This window comes from Micromonospora sp. CA-269861, from assembly GCF_050948505.1.
GTDB lineage: Bacteria > Actinomycetota > Actinomycetes > Mycobacteriales > Micromonosporaceae > Micromonospora.
Genome location: NZ_CP192014.1, coordinates 6,743,031 through 6,761,023 on the forward strand (window position 1 = coordinate 6,743,031; position 17,993 = coordinate 6,761,023).

Consider the following 17,993-nt stretch of genomic DNA (forward strand, 5'->3'; position numbering starts at 1 on the left):
GACGCTCAGGTGCACTCGCCGGTGCCGACCTGCCTGTTGCGTTCGGCCCCGGCCAACGCCACCGGGCGGGCCTCGGCCGCCGTCACCGCGAAGCCGGTGTTCGGGTCGTCCGACGCCGCCGCGAAGATCACGCCGAGCACCAGACCGTTGGCGGAGAGCAGCGGACCGCCCGAGTTGCCGCTGCGGACCAGCGCCCGGATCGTGTAGATCTCCCGGGTCACCTCGTTGGAGGAGTAGATGTCCGGGCCCTTGATCCGGTCGACGTCCCGGACCCGCGCCGACTGCGCGTTGTACGGGCCGTCGAGCGGGAAGCCGAGCACGATGGCATCTGCGCCACTGCCCGCGTTGCCGGCGGCGAAGCGCAGGGACGGCCCGGGCAGCCCCGGCACGAGCAGCACCGCCAGGTCCCGGTTCGGGTCGTAGACCACCACCTTGCCGTCATACCGCTCGCCGCCCAACTCCACGGCGACCGAGCGGGTGCCGGCCACCACGTGCGCGTTGGTCATCACCCGGTCGTCCGCGTACACGAAGCCGGACCCCTCGATCCGGCGTGAACAGCTGGGCGCGGAGCCGAGCACCTTGACGACCGACTGCTGACCGCTGACCACCACCTGCGAGCCGGCCAGTGCCGGGTCCGGGGGGTCGACCTGCCGGGCTCGGGTGGGCGCGAGGTCACCGAAGACGTCCGGGAACCCGTCGGTGTCGACGGTGTCCTCCAACGCCGTGGACAACTGGTGGGCCTGTTCCGGCAGGACCTGGTTGACCACCGTGATCAAGGCGCTGTTGCGGACCGAGGCGGCGAGCCAGGGCACCGACGACGAGCCGAGCGGCACGGCGACCAGCCAGGCGAGCAGGAGCACCGCGAAGAGCGAGACGAACGCCCCACCGACGTCGTCGATCCGTTTGCCCACGTCGCTGGTGATCGTCTTGCGCAGGTGCGAGCCGAGCCAACCGGCGAGTGCCTGCCCGACCACCGCCAGCCCGAAGATCGCCACGAGCGAGATCAGCACGCGGGTGCCGGCGTCCACGAACTGTCTGGCGAACAGCGGCCCGAGCTGGAGACCCAGCAGCAGACCCAGGAAGAAGCCGGACAACGACGTGACGCCGATGACGAAACCCTGGCGGTATCCGCTGATCGCGAACACGAGCATGAGCAGCAGCAGGACGAGATCCACGACGGACACGGGTCAAGCGTACGGGCAGTGCGCCCGGCGGATGACCATCGCTTGCGGATGGTGACCGTGCGGTCAGCGCAGGGCGTTCTCGTCGGCCTCGTCGGTGCCGGCGGACGGGGCAGGTGTCGCCCCGGTCGGCGGAAGTTCCACCACCCGGCCAGGCGACCACGGACGGGCCCAGCCGCCCATCTCGAGCAGGGTGGCGAGCACCCCGGCGGTGAAGCCCCAGACGAGCATTCCGCGCGCCGAGAACGCCGGCCCGATCCAGCCGCTGGGGTGGCGGACCCGCAGTCGGTTGGCCGGATCGACAAGCTCGCTGACTGGCAGGCGGGCGACGTGGGCGACCTCGGCCGGCTCCCGTGGGTGCACCGGGTGCGGGTCGTGCCACCAGGCCAGCACCGGCGTGACCACGAAGTCGCTGACCGGGATCCACAGTTTCGGCAGCTCGGCCAGCACTGTCACGCTGGCCGGGTCGAGGCCCACCTCCTCGTTCGCCTCGCGCAGGGCGGTGGCGCGGACGTCGGCGTCCTCCGGGTCGGCCGCACCCCCGGGAAAGGCCGGCTGCCCGGCGTGGTTGCGCAGGGTGGCGGCGCGTTGCAGGACCAGCACGTCGGGACCCGCGCCGGGCTGCTCGCCGAGCAGCACCAGCACCGCGCTCTCCCGACCGCCCTCGGCCGGGGTGGTCAGCCGGGTGAAGTCCTCGGCGCGGGCGGTGCCCAGCCGGGTCAGCAACGGCTCGATCCACTCGGGTGGCCGACGGGTCACGCCGGCACCGCCAGGCCGAGGTGCTGGCGGACCAGGCTGGCGAGCGTGGCGTCGTCGAGAGCGCCGGTGGCGTCGATGTGCCGGACCTGACCGTCGGCGTCGACGAAGAGGGTCAGCGGGATGGCGTTGCGCTTCAGCTCGCGCTGTAACGCCTCGCCCTGGTCCACCAGGATCGGGAACCGGACGCCGAAGTCCTCACCGATGGACTGGGCGCCGCTGCGGCTGTCCCGGCTGTTGACCCCGACCACCTGGAGCTGACCGGCGGCCCGTTCGCTGAGGCGTTGGAAAGCGGGCAACTCCTTGCGGCACGGCGGGCACCAGGAGGCCCACACGTTGATCACCGCCGGCCCGGCCACCTCCCGCAGCGCGACGGGGGTACCGCCGGTGAAGCAGGAGAGCGTCAGCTCCGGCAGCGCCTGCCCGCCAGCGGCGCGGGCCGTCGGGCCCGACGTGCCGGGCGCAGTCGTGCGGGAGCCGGGCGACGCGGCCGTGGGTGCCGTGCTCAGCGTGGCGCAGTCCCGGAACGGGGATGGTCGCTCAGCGGCGGCCGGACGGGGGCTGGCTCGTCGTCGGCGGTGCCGCTGGTGCAACCGGCGACGGCCAGCAGCAGCGGCAGGGCGGCAAGGGCGAGGCGGCGGTTCACGGCACCTCCGCCGCGATCGCCTGCGCGGGCACCAGCTCCGGATCGACCCCGGCGGCAACCGCGAGGTCACGCGCCCGGGGGCCCTTGAGCAGCTTCGCGGCGGCCGCCGGCTCGGTCGGGCCGGTGCCGTACGAAGGGCAGAGCTTCGCGAGGGTGCACGCACCACAGGCCGGCTTACGGGCGTGGCAGACCCGTCGCCCGTGGAAGATGATCCGGTGCGAGAGCATGGTCCAGTCGCGCTTGTCGTACAGCGCGCCGATCGCGTGCTCGATCTTGACCGGGTCGGTCTCGGTGGTCAGCCGCCAACGGTGGACCAGCCGCTGGAAGTGCGTGTCGACGGTGATGCCGGGGACGTCGAAGGCGTTGCCGAGGATCACGTTGGCGGTCTTGCGGCCGATGCCGGGGAGCGTCACCAGGTCGACGAGCCGGCCCGGGACCGTGCCGTCGTACCTGTCGAGGAGCGCCTGACCGAGCTTGAGCAGCGAGTCGGTCTTGTTGCGGTAGAAGCCGGTGGGCCGGATCAGCTCCTCCATCTCGCCCCGGTCGGCGGCGGCGTACGCGGCAGCGCTCGGGTAGCGGGCGAAGAGCTTCGGGGTGACCTCGTTGACCTTCTTGTCCGTGCACTGCGCGGACAGGATCGTGGCGACGGCCAACTCAAGGGCGTTGGAGTGGTCCAGCTCACAATGCGCGTCGGGATGCGTCTCGGCCAGCACCCGGCCGATCTTGCGGGCACGGCGTTTGCGCCCGAGGTCGGTCTCGCTGGCACCGGGAGGGCTACTGGTCACGACGGTCAGCCTACGTCGCACCCCGGACGCTCCTCGTCGGGTCAGCCGGCGGTCGGCGGCGAGATCTTTCCCTGCCCGTCGAGGCGAGCGCCGCCCTTCGGGAAGTCGGCGCGGCTCAACTCGGTGACCAGACCCAGACCGCGGTCGTCCGGGTCCATCGTCGGCTTGCCCGCGGCGTTCATGTACGTCGAGGTGAACGAGCCGCCGGCCCAACTGCCGTCCGGCTTGAGCGACACCTTCAGCACCCCACCCCAGCCGAGGCGACCGTTGTTGCTCAGCGAGTTACCGCCGCCGGCGAAGTTGCCGAGGCTGTACGCGATCAGCCGCCCCTGGTAGAACTCCATCCCACGCAGCACGTGCGGGCCGTGCCCGACGATCAGATCGGCCCCGGCGTCGATCATGGCGTGCGAGAACTTCACGGGGTCGCCCCGGTTTTCGCCCAGGAACATCTCGGTGCCCGGCTTCACCCGGGTCTTGTCGGCGCCCTCGCCGCCCATGTGCACCTGCACCACGACCAGGTCGGCCAGGGTCGCGGCCTTGGCGACCACCGCTTTGGCCTTGGCGATGTCAACGAGGCTGTTGGACCAGACGTACGACGAGAAACCGGCGACCGCGACCTTGACGCCCTTGACCTCGACCACGGTGATCTCGTTCGGGGCGCCGGTGTGCTCCAGGTCGTACTTCTTCAGTGCCTTCTGGGTGTTCTCGTAGCCCTTGGGCCCGTAGTCGTACCCATGGTTGTTGGCCTGGTTGAGCACGTCGAAGCCGGCGTCACGCAGGTGCCCGGCGTACTCCGGTGGGGCACGGAACTGGAAGCAGCGGGTCGAGTTGGCCCCGCACTTGCCGGTGCCGGTGTCGACCGTCAGCGGCTCCTCCAGGTTGCCCATCACCAGATCGGCCTTCAGCGCCCCGGTGACCGAGTCGAAGAAGCCCTTACCACCGGCGGCGGGGAGCCGACTGGGCGCGTTGCCCATGATGATGTCGCCGGTGGCGGAGAGCGAGATCGCGCCACCCTGACCGGAGGACGCGGGCCCGGTGGCCTTCGGGCCGGCCGTGGAGACCGGCGCGCCGGTGCCACCACCTCCCGCGCCGGGCTGCCAGACGGGCGCCTCACCACCGGAGTCGGCACAGCCGGCCACGAGGAGGGCGGCCAGCAGCGCGGCGAGGACAAGGGCGACGCGGCGGCGCGGGCGGGACGCGAGGGGGGCGGGAGCGTACATCGTCCGCGACCCTACCGGTCGTTAAACGCGCCAACGACAGCCGATCGGTTGGACTTTCAGCCCCTGAGCTGCTCAGACCACGGTACGACCGGCCGGGCGCCACCGGCGAGCACCGCCGCGTGCACCGCTCGGGCGAGCGGTGCACCCCAGGTGGAGCGCGGGCCGCCGTACGCGGCCTCCGGCCCGTCCACCGGGCAGAGCACGGTGACCGCGTCGGTGGGCGTGCCGGTCCCCGGCAGCCCCAGCTCCGTGATCGCCTGGGTCTTCGCCTCGGTCGCGGTGGCCACGGCGTTGACGAGCGCCGAGTCGGCGAGTCGGGCCGGCAGGTACACCACGATGTTGACGGTGCCGACGCGTTGGGCGAGCGCGGCCGGCGTCGGCGCGGCCGCGGGCACCGGCGTGCCGAGCCCGACCGTCACCCAGGCCCTGACCCCGGTGTCGGTCCGCGCCACCACCTCGGCCACGTCGACGCCGGTCAGCAGACCGACCCCGGCCCCGTCGAGGGCCAGCTCGGCGGCGAGTGAGGCCAGGTGCGCCGCCGGGTCCTCCCGGTCGTACGACATCGGCACTGTCGCGTTCAGCACCCACCGCCGGACCCCGATGCCACCACCCAGCGGGCCGCTGCTGACCGCCCGCAGGGGCACGTCCGCGCGCCAGACGAGCAGCGGTACGTGGCGCCCGTCCTCGGCGCGGCTGGTCAGAATCGGCTCGCTCAGCACGTCGGGCAGGTTACGCCCACCGATCAAGATTCCAGGGGCGACCTCTGATTCATGCTCACGTGCGCCTAGACTTGGCGGCGCGCGAGGGGATCAGCGGACGGCGGCCCCGGCCGACGGACGGCACGCGCAACCGGAGGTGCGCAATGGACGAGGTACTGGCCCGCAGCGGGATCTTCCAGGGTGTTGACCCGGAAGCTGCCGAGGCGCTTGCCAAGGAGATGGAGACGATCGAAGTCCGCAAGGGCGAGATCGTCTTCAATGAGGGCGAGCCCGGTGACAGCCTCTACATCCTGCTGTCCGGGAAGATCAAGGTTGGTCGCCGCGCTGCGGACGGCCGACAGAACCTGATCGCGGTGATGGGGCCGTCGGACATGGTCGGTGAGCTGTCGCTCTTCGACCCGGGTCCGCGTACGGCGACCGCCACCGCGGTGACCGACACCCGGCTGGTGCGGCTGCGTAAGCAGGCGCTGCGGCCGTGGCTCAACAACCGCCCGGAGATCGCCGAGCAGTTGCTCCGGGTGCTCGCCCGGCGGCTGCGCCGGACCAACGACTCGCTCGCCGACCTGATCTTCACGGACGTGCCGGGCCGGGTCGCCAAGAACCTGCTCCAGATGGCGGGCCGCTTCGGCACCCGCGACGGCGGCGTTCTGCGGGTGACCCACGACCTCACCCAGGAGGAGATCGCCCAGCTCGTCGGCGCCTCTCGGGAGACCGTCAACAAGGCGCTCGCCGACTTCGCGTCGCGCGGCTGGCTGCGGCTGGACGGCAAGAGCATCATCATCCTGGACCCGGAGCGCCTGGCCCGTCGCGCCCGCGTCTGAGCAGCACAGCGCGTCCCCGCCTGCCGTCACCGACGGCGGGCGGGGACGTTTCTCGTCTGCCTGGCGCAGAAACCCTGGCCTCGGGGCGGTGTCAGCGGTGAGGGTGGGGCCATGGTGAACCGTGTTGCCGTGCTCTCCGACATCCATGGCGTCCTCCCGGCGCTGGAGGCCGTACTGGCCGAGCCGGACGTCGTCGCCGCCGATCTGATCGTGCTCACCGGCGACATCGCCGCCGGCCCGCAACCGGTCGAGGTGCTGGACGTGCTCGCCGGTCTGGGCGACCGGGTGTGCTGGGTCGGTGGCAACGCCGACCGCGAGCTGGTCGAGGCCCGTGCCGGCCGCCCGGCGTCGATCGAGGTGTCGAACTGGGCCGCCGGGCAACTGCGCGACGACCAGGTGGCCCGGCTCGCCGCGCTGCCGGCGACGGCGACGCTGGAGATCGACGGCCTCGGACGGACGCTGTTCTGCCACGCGACTCCCCGCGATGACGAGGAGATGGTGCTCGTCGACTCCCGGATGGCGCGCTGGGCGGAGGTGTTCAACGGTCTCCCCGCCGACGTCGCCACGGTGGTCTGCGGCCACACGCACATGCCCTTCACCCGGCTCGTCGATCGGCGTCTGGTGGTCAACCCGGGCAGCATCGGCATGCCGTACGGGGGCGCTGGCGCGTGGTGGGCACTGCTCGGGCCGGGCGTCCAACTGCGCCGCACCGCCTTCGACGTGGACGCTGCCTGCGCCCGCGTGGCGGCGGAGTCGACCTTTCCCGACGCCGCCGCGTGGGCTGACGAGTACCTGCGCTCCCAGCACAGCGACGCCGCTGCGCTGGAGGTCTTCGGCCCCCGCGACGGCCGCTGAGCCGGGACGCCTCGGCGGGCCGGACGGGCGGAGCGCCTCGGCGGGCCGGCTGGGCGGCTGGACGGCTGGACGGCTGGGCGGCTGGGCGGCTGGGCGGCTGGGCGGCTGGGCGGCTGGGCGGCTGGGCGGCTGGGCGGCTGGGCGGCTGGGCGGCTGGAAGACCTTAGTCGGGTTGCCTTTGGAGCTGAATCGTTTGCGACATCAGCGGAGCCCGACCGGCGGGCGAGGTCGAGGGGTTCGGTCGGAGGGCACCGGTCGGACGGCCCGGTGGGACGGCCCGGTCGGGACGGCCCCGGTCGGGACGGCCCCGGTCGGACATCCCCGGCCGCACGGCCCCGGCCGCACGGCCCCGGTCGGACATCCCCGGTCGGACGGCACCGGTCCGCGGATGATTCGTTTGCGACATCAGCTCCATAGCGAGCCTCACCGAGTACTGCGGATCAGGGGTCGGGCGCACGCACCGGTCAGCGCCCGGGCCGGGCTCAGGGGAAGGGCTGGCCTGCCCCACTGGCGGGGCAGCTCTGCAGGAGCCGCTGGGCACCAGTGCCGGTAGCTGCCGTCCCGTTACCGACCACCGCTGACGGCTCAGACCCACGCCCGAGCCCAACCTCCGACGAGACGCCGGAAAAAGTCAGTCTTGACTGTTTGTTTCATAGGCCGCAGGCTGTCCCCGTGCCCACCGCATCGACGCGCGTCCCTCAGCAGGAACGCAGCCGCGCCACCCAGGCCCGGCTGCTGGAGGCGACAGTCGACTGCCTCATCGAGCACGGCTGGTCCGGCACCACTACCACGGTCGTCGCCGCGCGGGCCGGTGTCTCGCGGGGGGCTCAGCTGCACCACTACCCGACGAAGGCGGCGCTGGTGACGGCCGCCGTCGCCCATCTGGCCGAGCGCCGGGCCGACGAGTTACGCACCGAGGCCGAGGGGCTGCCGGCCGGCCCACAGCGGTTGGACAGGGTCGTCGACCTGCTCGCCGTGGCATTCACCGGGCCGCTGTTCGTGGCCGCGCTCGAGCTCTGGGTCGCCGCCCGCACCGACCGGGAGCTGCGGGACGCCCTGGTGCCGCTGGAGGCGACGGTCGGCCGGGAGATGCACCGGCTCACCGTCGCCCTGCTCGGTCTCGACGAGCGTCGACCCGGTGTCCGCGAAGCGGTGCAGGCCACGCTCGACCTGCTCCGCGGGCTCGGGGTGGCCAACCTGCTCAGCGACGACTCCGCGCGTCGGGCCGCCCTGTTGACCACCTGGAAGCGTCAGCTCACCACCCTGCTCACGCCCTGACCGCCGGCCGCACCGGCCACCACCGACCGGAGGCACCATGGTCGACCTCAGCGACCTGCTCGCGGACCTGGCCGACGAGTCCGCCCAGTTGGACGCCCTGGTGGCGGCACTGCCAGCAGCCGACTGGGCGAGGCCGACCCCCGCGCCGGGCTGGAGCATCGGGCATCAGATCGCCCACCTGGCCTGGACCGACCACGTCGCGCTGTTGGCCGCGACCGATCCTGAGGCCTTCTACGCGACGGTGACCTCCGCGTCGGACGTGACCCGACTCGTCGACGTCGGCGCCGAGCAGTTCCTCGCCCCGCCGGCCGAGCTGCTCACCCGCTGGCGGGCCGGGCGGACCGCGCTCGTCGCCGCGCTGGCCGCCGTCCCGGCCGACACGAAGCTGCCCTGGTACGGCACCCGGATGTCGGCCACCTCGATGGCCACCGCCCGGATCATGGAGACCTGGGCGCACGGCGCGGACGTGGCCGACGCCCTTGACGTGGTCCGCCCCGACAGTCACCGACTTCGGCACGTGGCGCACCTGGGCGTGCGTACCCTCGGGCACGGCTTCGCCGCGCACGGCCGGGAGGCGCCGACGGTGCCGGTCCGGGTCGAGCTGGTCGGGCCCGACGGCGACATGTGGAGCTGGGGGCCGACGGACGCCGCCGACCGGCTCACCGGCCCGGCTCGGGACTTCTGCCTGCTGGTCACCCAGCGCCGACACCGCGCGGACCTGGCCCTGGTCGCCACCGGCCCGGTCGCCGACGAGTGGCTCGACGTGGCACAGGCCTTCGCCGGTCCGCCGGGTGACGGCCGGAAGCCGGCCGGCCGGACGGGGGTACGGGGATGATCCGCATCGGGAACGCCTCCGGCTTCTACGGCGACCGGTTCACCGCCTGGCGGGAGATGCTCGACGGCGGTGAGCTGGACGTGCTCACCGGCGACTACCTGGCCGAGTTGACCATGCTGATCCTCGCCCGCGACCGCCTGCGCGACAGCGACCTGGGCTACGCGAAGACGTTTCTGCGGCAACTGGAGACCTGCCTCGGCACCGCCCTCGACCGGGGCGTGCGGATCGTGACAAACGCCGGCGGGTTGAATCCGGCCGGGCTGGCCGCCGCCATCGAGAAGCTCGCCAACCGGCTCGGCCTGCCGGCCCAGGTCGGGTACGTCGAGGGCGACACGATCCAGCGGGCGGACGCGTTGAGCGCGAACGCCTACCTCGGCGCGTTCGGGATCGCCGCCTGCCTCGACGCCGGTGCGAACGTGGTGGTCACCGGCCGGGTAACCGACGCGTCGCTCGTGGTCGGCCCGGCCATCGCCCGGTACGGGTGGGGCCGCGACGACCTCGACGAGCTGGCCGGGGCCACCGTCGCGGGGCATCTCGTCGAGTGCGGCGCACAGGTCACCGGCGGCAACTTCAGCTTCTTCACCGAGCTGCCCGACGGCGGTCACCGACCCGGGTTCCCGATCGTCGAGGTGCACGCCGACGGCTCATCAGTGCTCACCAAGCACCCGGGCACCGGCGGCGCGGTCACCGTGGAGACGGTCACCGCCCAACTGCTCTACGAGATCGGCGGGCCGTCGTACCTGGGGCCGGACGTGGTCACCCGACTGGACACGGTGACGCTGCGCCCCGACGGGCCGGACCGGGTCCGGGTCACCGGCGTCCGGGGCACGCCACCACCGCCCACGCTCAAGGTGGGCGTCAACAACCTCGGCGGCTTCCGTAACTCGATGACGTTCGTCCTCTGCGGTCTGCACATCGAGGCGAAGGCGGCACTGGTCCGGGGGCAGGTTGAGGAGGCGGTGGGCAAGGACGGGCTGGAGTTCACGCTGGCCCGGACCGACCATCCGGACGCCGCCGACACCGAGGCGGCCAGCGCCCTGCTGCACGTACACCTGCGCGACGGCGACAAGGCGCGGGCCGGGCGGGCCTTCTCGGCCGCCGCTGTGGAGCTGGCCCTGGCCTCGTACCCGGGCTGCACGCTGACCACAGTGCCCGGTGACGCGACACCGTACGGCGTGTTCACCGCCGACGCGGTGCCGCAGGACGCGGTGGCGCACGTTGCGGTGCTGCCCGGCAGCGAGCGGGTGCCGATCGCCCCGCCGATCCGCACCGCCCCGACCTCGCCGGACGAGACCGCCCCTGGTGGCGACGCGGTGGTCGACGGCCCGACCCGGCGCGGGGCGCTCGGCGAGGTGGTCGGCGCGCGCTCCGGCGACAAGGGCGGGGACGCCAACCTCGGTGTCTGGGCGCGTTCCGACGCCGGGTACGCGTGGCTGCGGACCTGGTTGACAGTCGACCGGCTGGCCGAGCTGCTGCCGGAGACCGCGCCGCTGTCGGTGCGGCGCTACGAGTTGTCGAACCTGCGCGCGGTCAACTTCGTGATCGAGGGCCTGCTCGGTGCGGGAGTTGCCGCGTCCACCCGGTTCGATCCACAGGCCAAGGCGCTCGGCGAACTGCTCCGGGCCCGGATCGTCGACCTGCCGGCAGGAGTGGCGTCGTGAGCATCGTGGACACGCCCGAGCGCCGGCAACTGCGCGAGCTGACCCGGGCGTTCGTGACCCGGGAGGTGCTGCCGCACCTGGACGACTGGGAGCGGGCCGGCGAGGTGCCCCGGGCGCTGCACGCGACCGCCGCGAAGCTCGGCCTGCTCGGCATCGGCTTCCCGGAGTCGGTGGGAGGCAGCGGCGGCGACCTCCTCGACTCGATCATCGTGACCGAGGAGCTGATCCGCTCCGGCGGCTCGTCCGGGCTGGTGGCGGCCCTGTTCACGCACGGCATCGCGTTGCCGCACATGGTCGCGGCGGCTGGCGCCCGCACCGGTGGCTCGCTGGGCGGCAGGCTCGCCGGCGTCTCGCCACCGGGCGACGACGGCCTGATCGAGCGGTACGTCCGACCCACCCTCGCCGGCACGATGATCGGCGCGCTGGCCATCACCGAGCCGGACGGCGGGTCGGACGTGGCCGGCATCCGCACGACCGCCCGCCGCGACGGCGACCACTACGTGGTGAACGGGTCGAAGACGTACATCACCAGCGGGCACCGGGCCGACTTCGTGACCACCGCCGTGTGTACCGACTTCCCGGGCAGCGGTGAGCTCACCCTGCTGGTCATCGACAAGGGGTCGCCCGGCTTCACCGTGGGACGACGGTTGGAGAAGCTGGGCTGGCACTGCTCGGACACCGCCGAGCTGTCCTTCGCGGACGTACGGGTGCCGGTGGGCAACCGGATCGGCGCGGAGAACACCGGCTTCCTGGCGATCATGCAGCACTTCGCGGCGGAACGGCTGTCGCTGGCGACGCAGGCGTACGCGACAGCGCAGCGCTGCGTCGAGCTGGCGGTGCGCTGGTGCCGGGACCGGGAGACCTTCGGGCGTCCGCTGGCCAGCCGGCAGTTGATCCGGCACCGGTTGGCCGAGATGCACACCCGGGCCGAGGCAGCCCGGTCGTACGTGCACGGGGTGGCGGCCCGGGTCGCGGCCGGTGAGCCGGTGGTGACCGAGGTGGCGATGGCGAAGAACGTGGCGGTGGCCGCCTGCGACCACGTCGTCGACCAGGCGTTGCAGCTGCACGGCGGCTTCGGTTACCTGCGCGACGCCGAGGTGGAGCGGCACTACCGCGACGCGCGGATCCTCGGCATCGGCGGCGGCACCACCGAGATCATGAACGAGATCATCGCGAAAGGCATGGGCCTGTGAGCGCGAGGAGTGAGCCGGGTCTGCGAGCCCCGCAGTCGCGAACCAAGGAGGCACGGTGACCATCCTGGACAGCGCGGTCGACACGTCCGCGCCCTCGTACCTGGCGAATCGGGCGGCGTTGCTGGAGCGGCTGGCCGAGGTGGACGCCGCGCTGGACCAGGCGCGGGCGGGTGGCGGCGAGAAGTACGTGACCCGGCACCACGCCCGCGGCAAGTTGCTCCCCCGGGAGCGGATCGAGCTGCTGCTGGACGCCGACAGCCCGTTCCTGGAGTTGTCGCCGGTCGCCGCGTACGGCTCGGACTTCCCGGTCGGGGCCAGCGTCGTCACGGGTATCGGGGTGGTCGAGGGCGTGGAGTGTCTGATCGTCGCCAACGACCCGACGGTACGCGGCGGAGCGGTCAACCCGTGGTCGCTCGCGAAGACCCGGCGGGCCGGCGAGATCGCCCTGGCCAACCGGCTGCCCATGGTCAACCTGGTCGAGTCGGCGGGGGCGGACCTGCCCACCCAGGCGGAGATCTTCATCCCCGGTGGTCGGGTGTTCCGTGACCTGACCCGGCTCTCGGCGGCAGGTATCCCCACGGTCAGCGTGGTCTTCGGCAACGCCACGGCCGGTGGCGCCTACGTGCCGGGGATGTCCGACCACGTGATCATGATTCGGGACCGGTCGCAGGTCTACCTGGCCGGTCCGCCACTGGTGAAGATGGCGACCGGTGAGGTCACCGACGACGAGTCGTTGGGTGGCGCGGCGATGCACGCCGGCACGTCCGGGCTCGCCGACTATCTGGCCGCCGACGAGCGGGACGGCATCCGGCTGGCCCGGCAGTGCGTCCGCCGCCTGAACTGGCGCAAGCAGGGCCCGTCGGCGCGTACGGCGGTGCCGCAGCCGCCGAAGTACGACCCGGAGGAGTTGCTCGGCATCACCAGCGCCGACCTGAAGGTGCCGTTCGACCCCCGGGAGGTGCTGGCCCGGATCCTGGACGGCAGCGACTTCGACGAGTTCAAGCCGGCGTACGGGGACGCGCTGGTCACCGGTTGGGGCGAGCTGCACGGGTACCCGGTGGGGGTGCTGGCCAACGCCCGAGGGGTGCTGTTCAGCGCGGAGGCGCAGAAGGCGGCCCAGTTCATCCAGCTCGCGAACGCCTCGGACACCCCGTTGATCTTCTTGCAGAACACCACCGGCTACATGGTCGGCACGGAGTACGAGCAGCGCGGCATCATCAAGCACGGCGCCCTGATGATCAACGCGGTGTCGAACTCGACGGTGCCGCACCTGACGGTGAACCTGGGCGCGTCGTACGGGGCCGGCAACTACGGCATGTGCGGCCGGGCGTACGAGCCGAGGTTCCTGTTCACCTGGCCGAACGCGAAGTCGGCGGTGATGGGCCCGGCGCAGCTCGCCGGGGTGCTGTCGATCGTGGCCCGGCAGGCGGCTGCCGCCCGGGGGCGCGACTACGACGAGGAGTCCGACGCGGCGATGCGGATGATGGTCGAGCAGCAGATCGAGTCGCAGTCCGGCGCGCTCTTCCTCTCCGGCCGGCTCTACGACGACGGGGTGATCGACCCGCGGGACACCCGGACCGTTCTGGGGCTCTGCCTCTCGGCGATCCACAACGGACCAGTGAAGGGCGCCGACGGCTTCGGCGTCTTCCGGATGTAGAGGGGCCACACCCGTGAGCGCGAGGAATGCAGCGAAGCGGAGTCCCGCAGTCGCGAACGAAAGGCGGGCCCAGTGATCAACCGACTGCTCGTGGCCAACCGGGGCGAGATCGCCCGCCGGGTCTTCGCCACCTGCCGGGCGATGGGCGTGCAGACCGTCGCCGTGTACTCCGACGCGGACGCCGACGCGCCCTTCGTGGCCGAGGCCGACCGGGCCGTACACCTGCCGGGGAGTTCGCCGGCCGAGACGTACCTGCGGGCGGATCTGATCCTGGACGCGGCCCGCAAGGCCGGCGCGGACGCGGTCCACCCGGGCTACGGCTTCCTCGCCGAGAACGCGGAGTTCGCGGCGGCGGTGACCGACGCGGGGCTGACCTGGGTCGGGCCGCCGGCCAAGGTGATCGCCGCGATGGGCGACAAGCTGGCCGCAAAGGCGCTGCTCGCCGAGGCGGGTGTGCCGATGCTGCCGAGCTGGACCGACGCCGACGAGGTCACCGACTTCCCGGTGCTGGTGAAGGCGTCCGCCGGTGGTGGCGGGCGCGGGATGCGGATCGTGCGGGACGCCGACGACCTGGCCGAGGCCGCCGCCAGCGCCAGCCGGGAGGCGGCCGCCGCGTTCGGCGACGGCACTGTCTTCATCGAGAGGTACGTCGAGCGCGGCCGGCACGTCGAGGTGCAGATCTTCGGCGACACCCATGGAACCGTGCACGTGCTCGGTGTCCGGGAGTGCTCCATCCAGCGCCGACACCAGAAAATCATTGAGGAGGCACCCGGGGACCTCCCGTCGGGGCTGCATGATCGGCTGCACGAGGCGGCCATGGCCGCCGGCCAGGCGGTCGACTACGTGGGCGCCGGCACCGTCGAGTTCCTGCTGGCCCCGACCGGCGAATTCTTCTTCCTGGAGATGAACACCCGACTCCAGGTGGAGCATCCCGTCACCGAACTGGTCACCCCGACCGGCCTGGACCTGGTCCGGATGCAGCTGCTGGTGGCCGAGGGCGCACCACTGCCCGCACATCATCACTACCCGGCCGTCCGCGGCTACGCGATCGAGGTACGGCTGTGCGCCGAGGAGCCGGCGCAGGGCTGGCGGCCGGCGACGGGCACCCTGCACCGCTTTCACGTTCCGGGGGTGGACCGCGAGTTCGGCTGGCTCCAGCGGTCTGGTCTGCGGCTCGACTCCGGCGTGGTGGCGGGATCGGTGGTGGGTGTCCACTACGACTCGCTGCTCGCCAAGCTGATCGCCGTGGCGCCGACCCGATCCGAGGCGGCCCGGCTACTGGCCGGCGCGTTGTCCCGGGCCGAGTTGCACGGGGTGGCCACCAACCGCGATCTGCTGGTCCGGGTGCTGCGCAGCCGGGAGTTCGCGGCTGCCGAGATCGACACGGGTTTCCTGGACCGGCACCCGGAGGTCTTCGCCCCGCTGCTCCCCGCCGATCAGGTCCCACTCACCGCCCTCGCCGCCGCGCTGGCAGGCGCCGCACACCGTCGAGCGACCGCATCGGTGCTCCCCGGGCTCCCCTCCGGCTGGCGCAACGTGCCCGCCGTCCCCCAGGTCAGCAGGTTCGTCGGGCCGGACGGCGACGAGATCGAGATTCGCTACCGCCTGGACCGGACCGGGCGACTCGCCGACTGGTCCAGCACGTCGGCGGTCGACGACTCCGCCGAGCGGCCGGCAGCACCCACCGTGGCGGTTGTGGAGGCCACCCCGGCGCGGGTGGTGCTCGACGTCGACGGGGTCGGGTGCGCGTACCGCGTACACCGGGTGGGGTCGGCCGTGTTCGTGGACGGCCCGGACGGGGCGACGAGCCTGACCGAGCTGCCGCGTCTCCCGCTGCCCACCGCGGCGGTGGCCTCCGGGTCGCTGCTCGCGCCGCTGCCCGGCGTGGTGACCCGGGTGCACGTCGAGGTCGGCCAGCGGGTCACGGCCGGCGAACCGCTGCTCACGCTGGAAGCGATGAAGCTGGAACATCCCGTGCTCGCCCCGATCGACGGGGTGGTCGCCGAGCTGCCGGTGCCGACCGGTGGCCAGGTGCAGACGGGCGTCGTGTTGGCCGTTGTCGACGAAAAGGACTCCCGATGACCTTCGACCTCACCCCCGAACAGGACCAGCTACGCGACGCCGTGCGGGCGTTGGGCCGTCGCTACGGGCACTCCTACTTCGTAGCCAAGGCGAAATCGGGTGAGCACACCACCGAGCTGTGGGCGGAGGCCGGACAGCTCGGCTACCTGGGGGTCAACATCCCCACCGAGTACGGCGGCGGGGGCGGTGGCATCACCGAACTGGCCATCGTCTGCGAGGAGTTGGCGGCTGCGGGGTGCCCTCTGTTGCTGCTGGTGGTCTCCCCCGCCATCGCGGCGACAGTGCTGAGCCGGCACGGCACCGAGGAGCAGCGCAAGAAGCACCTGCCCGGCCTCGCCGACGGCTCACAGAAGATCGTCTTCGCGATCACCGAGCCGGAGGCCGGCTCGAACTTCCACCGGCTCGGCACTGTGGCTCGCCGCGACGGCGACGGCTGGCTGCTCAACGGCCGCAAGTGCTACATCTCCGGGGTCGACGAGGCAGGTCACGTGCTGGTGGTGGCCCGCACCGAGGATTCCTCCAGCGGAAAGCTGAAGCCCGCGTTGTTCCTGGTGCCGACCGACGCGGCCGGGCTGACCCGGTCCAGGCTGGACATGGAGATCGTGTCTCCGGAGAACCAGTTCCTGCTCTACCTGGACGACGTGCGGGTGCCCGCCGACGCGCTGCTCGGCGAGTCGCTGGACGCCGGGCTGCCGGCGCTCTTCGCCGGGCTCAACCCGGAGCGGATCACGGTGGCCGCGATGGGCGCCGGCACCGGCCGGTACGCCATCGAGCGGGCCAGTGACTACACGGCAACCCGGAAGGTCTGGGGCGGTCGGAGCATCGGCTCCCACCAGGGCGTGTCGCATCCCCTGGCCCATGCGGCGGTGCAGGTGGAGCTGGCCCGCCTCATGATCCAGAAGGCGGCCACCCTGTACGACGCCGGCCGCGACCTGGAGGCCGGGGTGGCCGGCAACATGGCCAAGTACGCGGCCGGGGAGGCCGCCGCGCTCGCCGTGGACACCGCCGTCCAGGTGCTCGGCGGGGCCGGCATGACCACCGAGTACGGGGTGGCGACCCTGCTCGGCGCGGTCCGGGCCGGTCGGATCGCCCCGGTCAGCCGCGAGATGATCCTCAACTTCGTGGCCCAACACGTCCTCGGCCAGGACAAGTCCTACTGACGCCCGCCCGAGTAGATCTTGGTAAGGGTTTGGTCAGGCCGCCCTGCCAGCCTCCGAGGTAGCCCGGCGCAGCGGTAGATGCCGGGGTAGCCACGCGTGAGGAGACGGGCGTGCACCTGGCTCAGTTCCGTACGGCCGACCTTCCGGCAGGCGATCGCTTCGACGCCTGGCACGAGATGACGTCCAACGCGCTCATCAGCACCGTCGTGACCACCGAGAGCGTCGACGACTTCACCGCCACGGTCAAAGTGCTCGACCTCGGCGCGGTGCAGTTGTCCACGGTGTCCTATCCACCACTACGCGCCACCCGTACCGCCCGGATCATCCGACGGTCCGACCCCGACCTCTACTACGTGTCGCTGCCGCTGCGCGGTCGGCTCGGCGTACGCCACGTCGGCCGGGACGCCGACATCGACACCGACCACTTCGTTGTCATCGACACCTCGCAGCCGGGGGTGGTAGTCAACAGCGAGCCGGTGAAGCACCTCATCGTTCAGGTGCCTCGCGCGGAGTTGCCGTTCAAGCCGTCGGCGCTGAACACCGCCGTGGCACGCCCCCTTCCGATCGGCGGGGGAATCGGCGCACTCCTGGTGAACGTCGCCCAGCAAATGATGGGTTCGGTCGACGCGTTCCGGCCGGCCGAGGGGATGCGGCTCGCGAACGTGGTCGTCGATCTCGTCACATCCGTCCTGGCCGGTCATCTCCACAACGGTGGCGCGGCCCGGGACGCCGCGCAACGGCTGCTGCAACGGAGGATCTTCGACTTCATCGAGACACGGCTCCCGGACCAGGCCCTGTCGCCGTCGGTGGTCGCGGCGGCGCACAACATCTCGGTGCGGTATCTCCAACTGCTGTTCCAGGACCAAGGGCTGACGGTCTCCGGATGGATCCGCGAACGCCGCCTCGATCGCTGCCGTCGCGACCTGCGTGACCCGGCACTCGCCGGACGTCCGGTGCACGCGATCGGCGCTCGCTGGGGTCTTCCTGACCCGACCGCCTTCAACCGGGCGTTCAAGCAGGCGTTCGGCGTCCCACCCGGTGACTATCGCCGTCAGCAGCTCGAACTCGAAGGGTGCGCTGACGGTCAAGGGGTCTGCGCTCAACGTCAATGAAGGCGGCTCTCCGGCGGCCGATTCTGTTCAGG

General features: G+C 72.1%; 15 protein-coding genes and 1 pseudogene. 10 read left to right on the forward strand and 6 right to left on the reverse strand.

Features of this window, described 5'->3' with window-relative positions:
- Positions 1–5: 5 nt before the first annotated feature.
- The 6 genes and pseudogenes from ACQP0U_RS31045 to ACQP0U_RS31070 form a co-directional block, all read right to left on the reverse strand.
- Complete coding sequence (locus ACQP0U_RS31045; RefSeq protein WP_433314020.1) at positions 6–1,184, reverse strand: MarP family serine protease; 1,179 nt, start codon at positions 1,182–1,184, stop codon at positions 6–8.
- Positions 1,185–1,247: 63 nt separating this feature from the next.
- On the reverse strand, positions 1,248–1,940 hold the full coding sequence (locus ACQP0U_RS31050) for an NUDIX hydrolase (RefSeq protein WP_433314023.1): 693 nt from the start codon (positions 1,938–1,940) through the stop codon (positions 1,248–1,250).
- Positions 1,937–2,583, reverse strand: a pseudogene (locus ACQP0U_RS31055) (TlpA family protein disulfide reductase). Before ACQP0U_RS31055 ends, ACQP0U_RS31050 begins: the two are co-directional and overlap by 4 nt.
- Positions 2,580–3,368, reverse strand: coding sequence for an endonuclease III (nth, locus tag ACQP0U_RS31060; RefSeq protein ID WP_308193408.1), 789 nt, complete (start codon positions 3,366–3,368; stop codon positions 2,580–2,582). The pseudogene ACQP0U_RS31055 and the gene nth overlap by 4 nt, the downstream one beginning before the upstream one ends.
- 41 nt (positions 3,369–3,409) lie before the next feature.
- Positions 3,410–4,588: a CapA family protein gene (locus ACQP0U_RS31065; protein ID WP_433314027.1), complete on the reverse strand. Its 1,179-nt coding sequence runs from the start codon at positions 4,586–4,588 to the stop codon at positions 3,410–3,412.
- A gap of 56 nt (positions 4,589–4,644) precedes the next feature.
- Complete coding sequence (locus ACQP0U_RS31070) at positions 4,645–5,307, reverse strand: adenosylcobinamide amidohydrolase (protein ID WP_433314029.1); 663 nt, start codon at positions 5,305–5,307, stop codon at positions 4,645–4,647.
- A gap of 143 nt (positions 5,308–5,450) precedes the next feature.
- On the opposite strand from ACQP0U_RS31070, the gene ACQP0U_RS31075 reads away from it, so the two are divergent.
- The 10 genes from ACQP0U_RS31075 (at position 5,451) to ACQP0U_RS31120 (ending at position 17,961) form a co-directional block, all read left to right on the forward strand.
- A complete protein-coding gene (locus ACQP0U_RS31075; protein ID WP_007466162.1) occupies positions 5,451–6,128 on the forward strand; it encodes a Crp/Fnr family transcriptional regulator in 678 nt (225 codons plus the stop codon).
- A 111-nt stretch (positions 6,129–6,239) separates the two neighbouring features.
- Positions 6,240–6,983 (forward strand): metallophosphoesterase family protein, encoded by a 744-nt coding sequence (locus ACQP0U_RS31080; RefSeq protein WP_433314032.1) that lies wholly within the window; start codon positions 6,240–6,242, stop codon positions 6,981–6,983.
- A 672-nt stretch (positions 6,984–7,655) separates the two neighbouring features.
- Positions 7,656–8,261, forward strand: coding sequence for a TetR/AcrR family transcriptional regulator (locus ACQP0U_RS31085; protein WP_433314035.1), 606 nt, complete (start codon positions 7,656–7,658; stop codon positions 8,259–8,261).
- 37 nt (positions 8,262–8,298) lie between these two features.
- Positions 8,299–9,096 (forward strand): TIGR03084 family metal-binding protein, encoded by a 798-nt coding sequence (locus tag ACQP0U_RS31090; protein ID WP_433314038.1) that lies wholly within the window; start codon positions 8,299–8,301, stop codon positions 9,094–9,096.
- Positions 9,093–10,757: an acyclic terpene utilization AtuA family protein gene (locus ACQP0U_RS31095; RefSeq protein WP_433314041.1), complete on the forward strand. Its 1,665-nt coding sequence runs from the start codon at positions 9,093–9,095 to the stop codon at positions 10,755–10,757. Before ACQP0U_RS31090 ends, ACQP0U_RS31095 begins: the two co-directional genes overlap by 4 nt.
- Complete coding sequence (locus tag ACQP0U_RS31100) at positions 10,754–11,950, forward strand: acyl-CoA dehydrogenase family protein (protein WP_433314044.1); 1,197 nt, start codon at positions 10,754–10,756, stop codon at positions 11,948–11,950. Before ACQP0U_RS31095 ends, ACQP0U_RS31100 begins: the two co-directional genes overlap by 4 nt.
- Before the next feature lie 55 nt (positions 11,951–12,005).
- On the forward strand, positions 12,006–13,607 hold the full coding sequence (locus ACQP0U_RS31105) for an acyl-CoA carboxylase subunit beta (protein WP_433314047.1): 1,602 nt from the start codon (positions 12,006–12,008) through the stop codon (positions 13,605–13,607).
- Between the two features lie 72 nt (positions 13,608–13,679).
- Positions 13,680–15,689, forward strand: a complete 2,010-nt coding sequence (locus tag ACQP0U_RS31110) for a biotin carboxylase N-terminal domain-containing protein (RefSeq protein ID WP_433314049.1) — start codon at positions 13,680–13,682, stop codon at positions 15,687–15,689.
- Positions 15,686–16,849 carry an acyl-CoA dehydrogenase family protein gene (locus ACQP0U_RS31115; RefSeq protein WP_433314052.1) on the forward strand — a complete coding sequence of 388 codons (1,164 nt, stop codon included), beginning with the start codon at positions 15,686–15,688 and terminating at the stop codon, positions 16,847–16,849. The genes ACQP0U_RS31110 and ACQP0U_RS31115 overlap by 4 nt, the downstream gene beginning before the upstream one ends.
- Before the next feature lie 110 nt (positions 16,850–16,959).
- Positions 16,960–17,961 (forward strand): helix-turn-helix domain-containing protein, encoded by a 1,002-nt coding sequence (locus ACQP0U_RS31120; protein ID WP_433314055.1) that lies wholly within the window; start codon positions 16,960–16,962, stop codon positions 17,959–17,961.
- The last annotated feature ends 32 nt before the right edge of the window (positions 17,962–17,993 follow it).

Coding starts and splice junctions, on each gene's coding strand:
- ACQP0U_RS31080 (WP_433314032.1), top strand. CDS start 6,240: ATGGTGAACCGTGTTGCCGTGCTCTCCGACATCCATGGCGTCCTCCCG.
- ACQP0U_RS31075 (WP_007466162.1), top strand. CDS start 5,451: ATGGACGAGGTACTGGCCCGCAGCGGGATCTTCCAGGGTGTTGACCCG.
- ACQP0U_RS31115 (WP_433314052.1), top strand. CDS start 15,686: ATGACCTTCGACCTCACCCCCGAACAGGACCAGCTACGCGACGCCGTG.
- ACQP0U_RS31065 (WP_433314027.1), bottom strand. CDS start 4,588: ATGTACGCTCCCGCCCCCCTCGCGTCCCGCCCGCGCCGCCGCGTCGCC.
- ACQP0U_RS31090 (WP_433314038.1), top strand. CDS start 8,299: ATGGTCGACCTCAGCGACCTGCTCGCGGACCTGGCCGACGAGTCCGCC.
- ACQP0U_RS31095 (WP_433314041.1), top strand. CDS start 9,093: ATGATCCGCATCGGGAACGCCTCCGGCTTCTACGGCGACCGGTTCACC.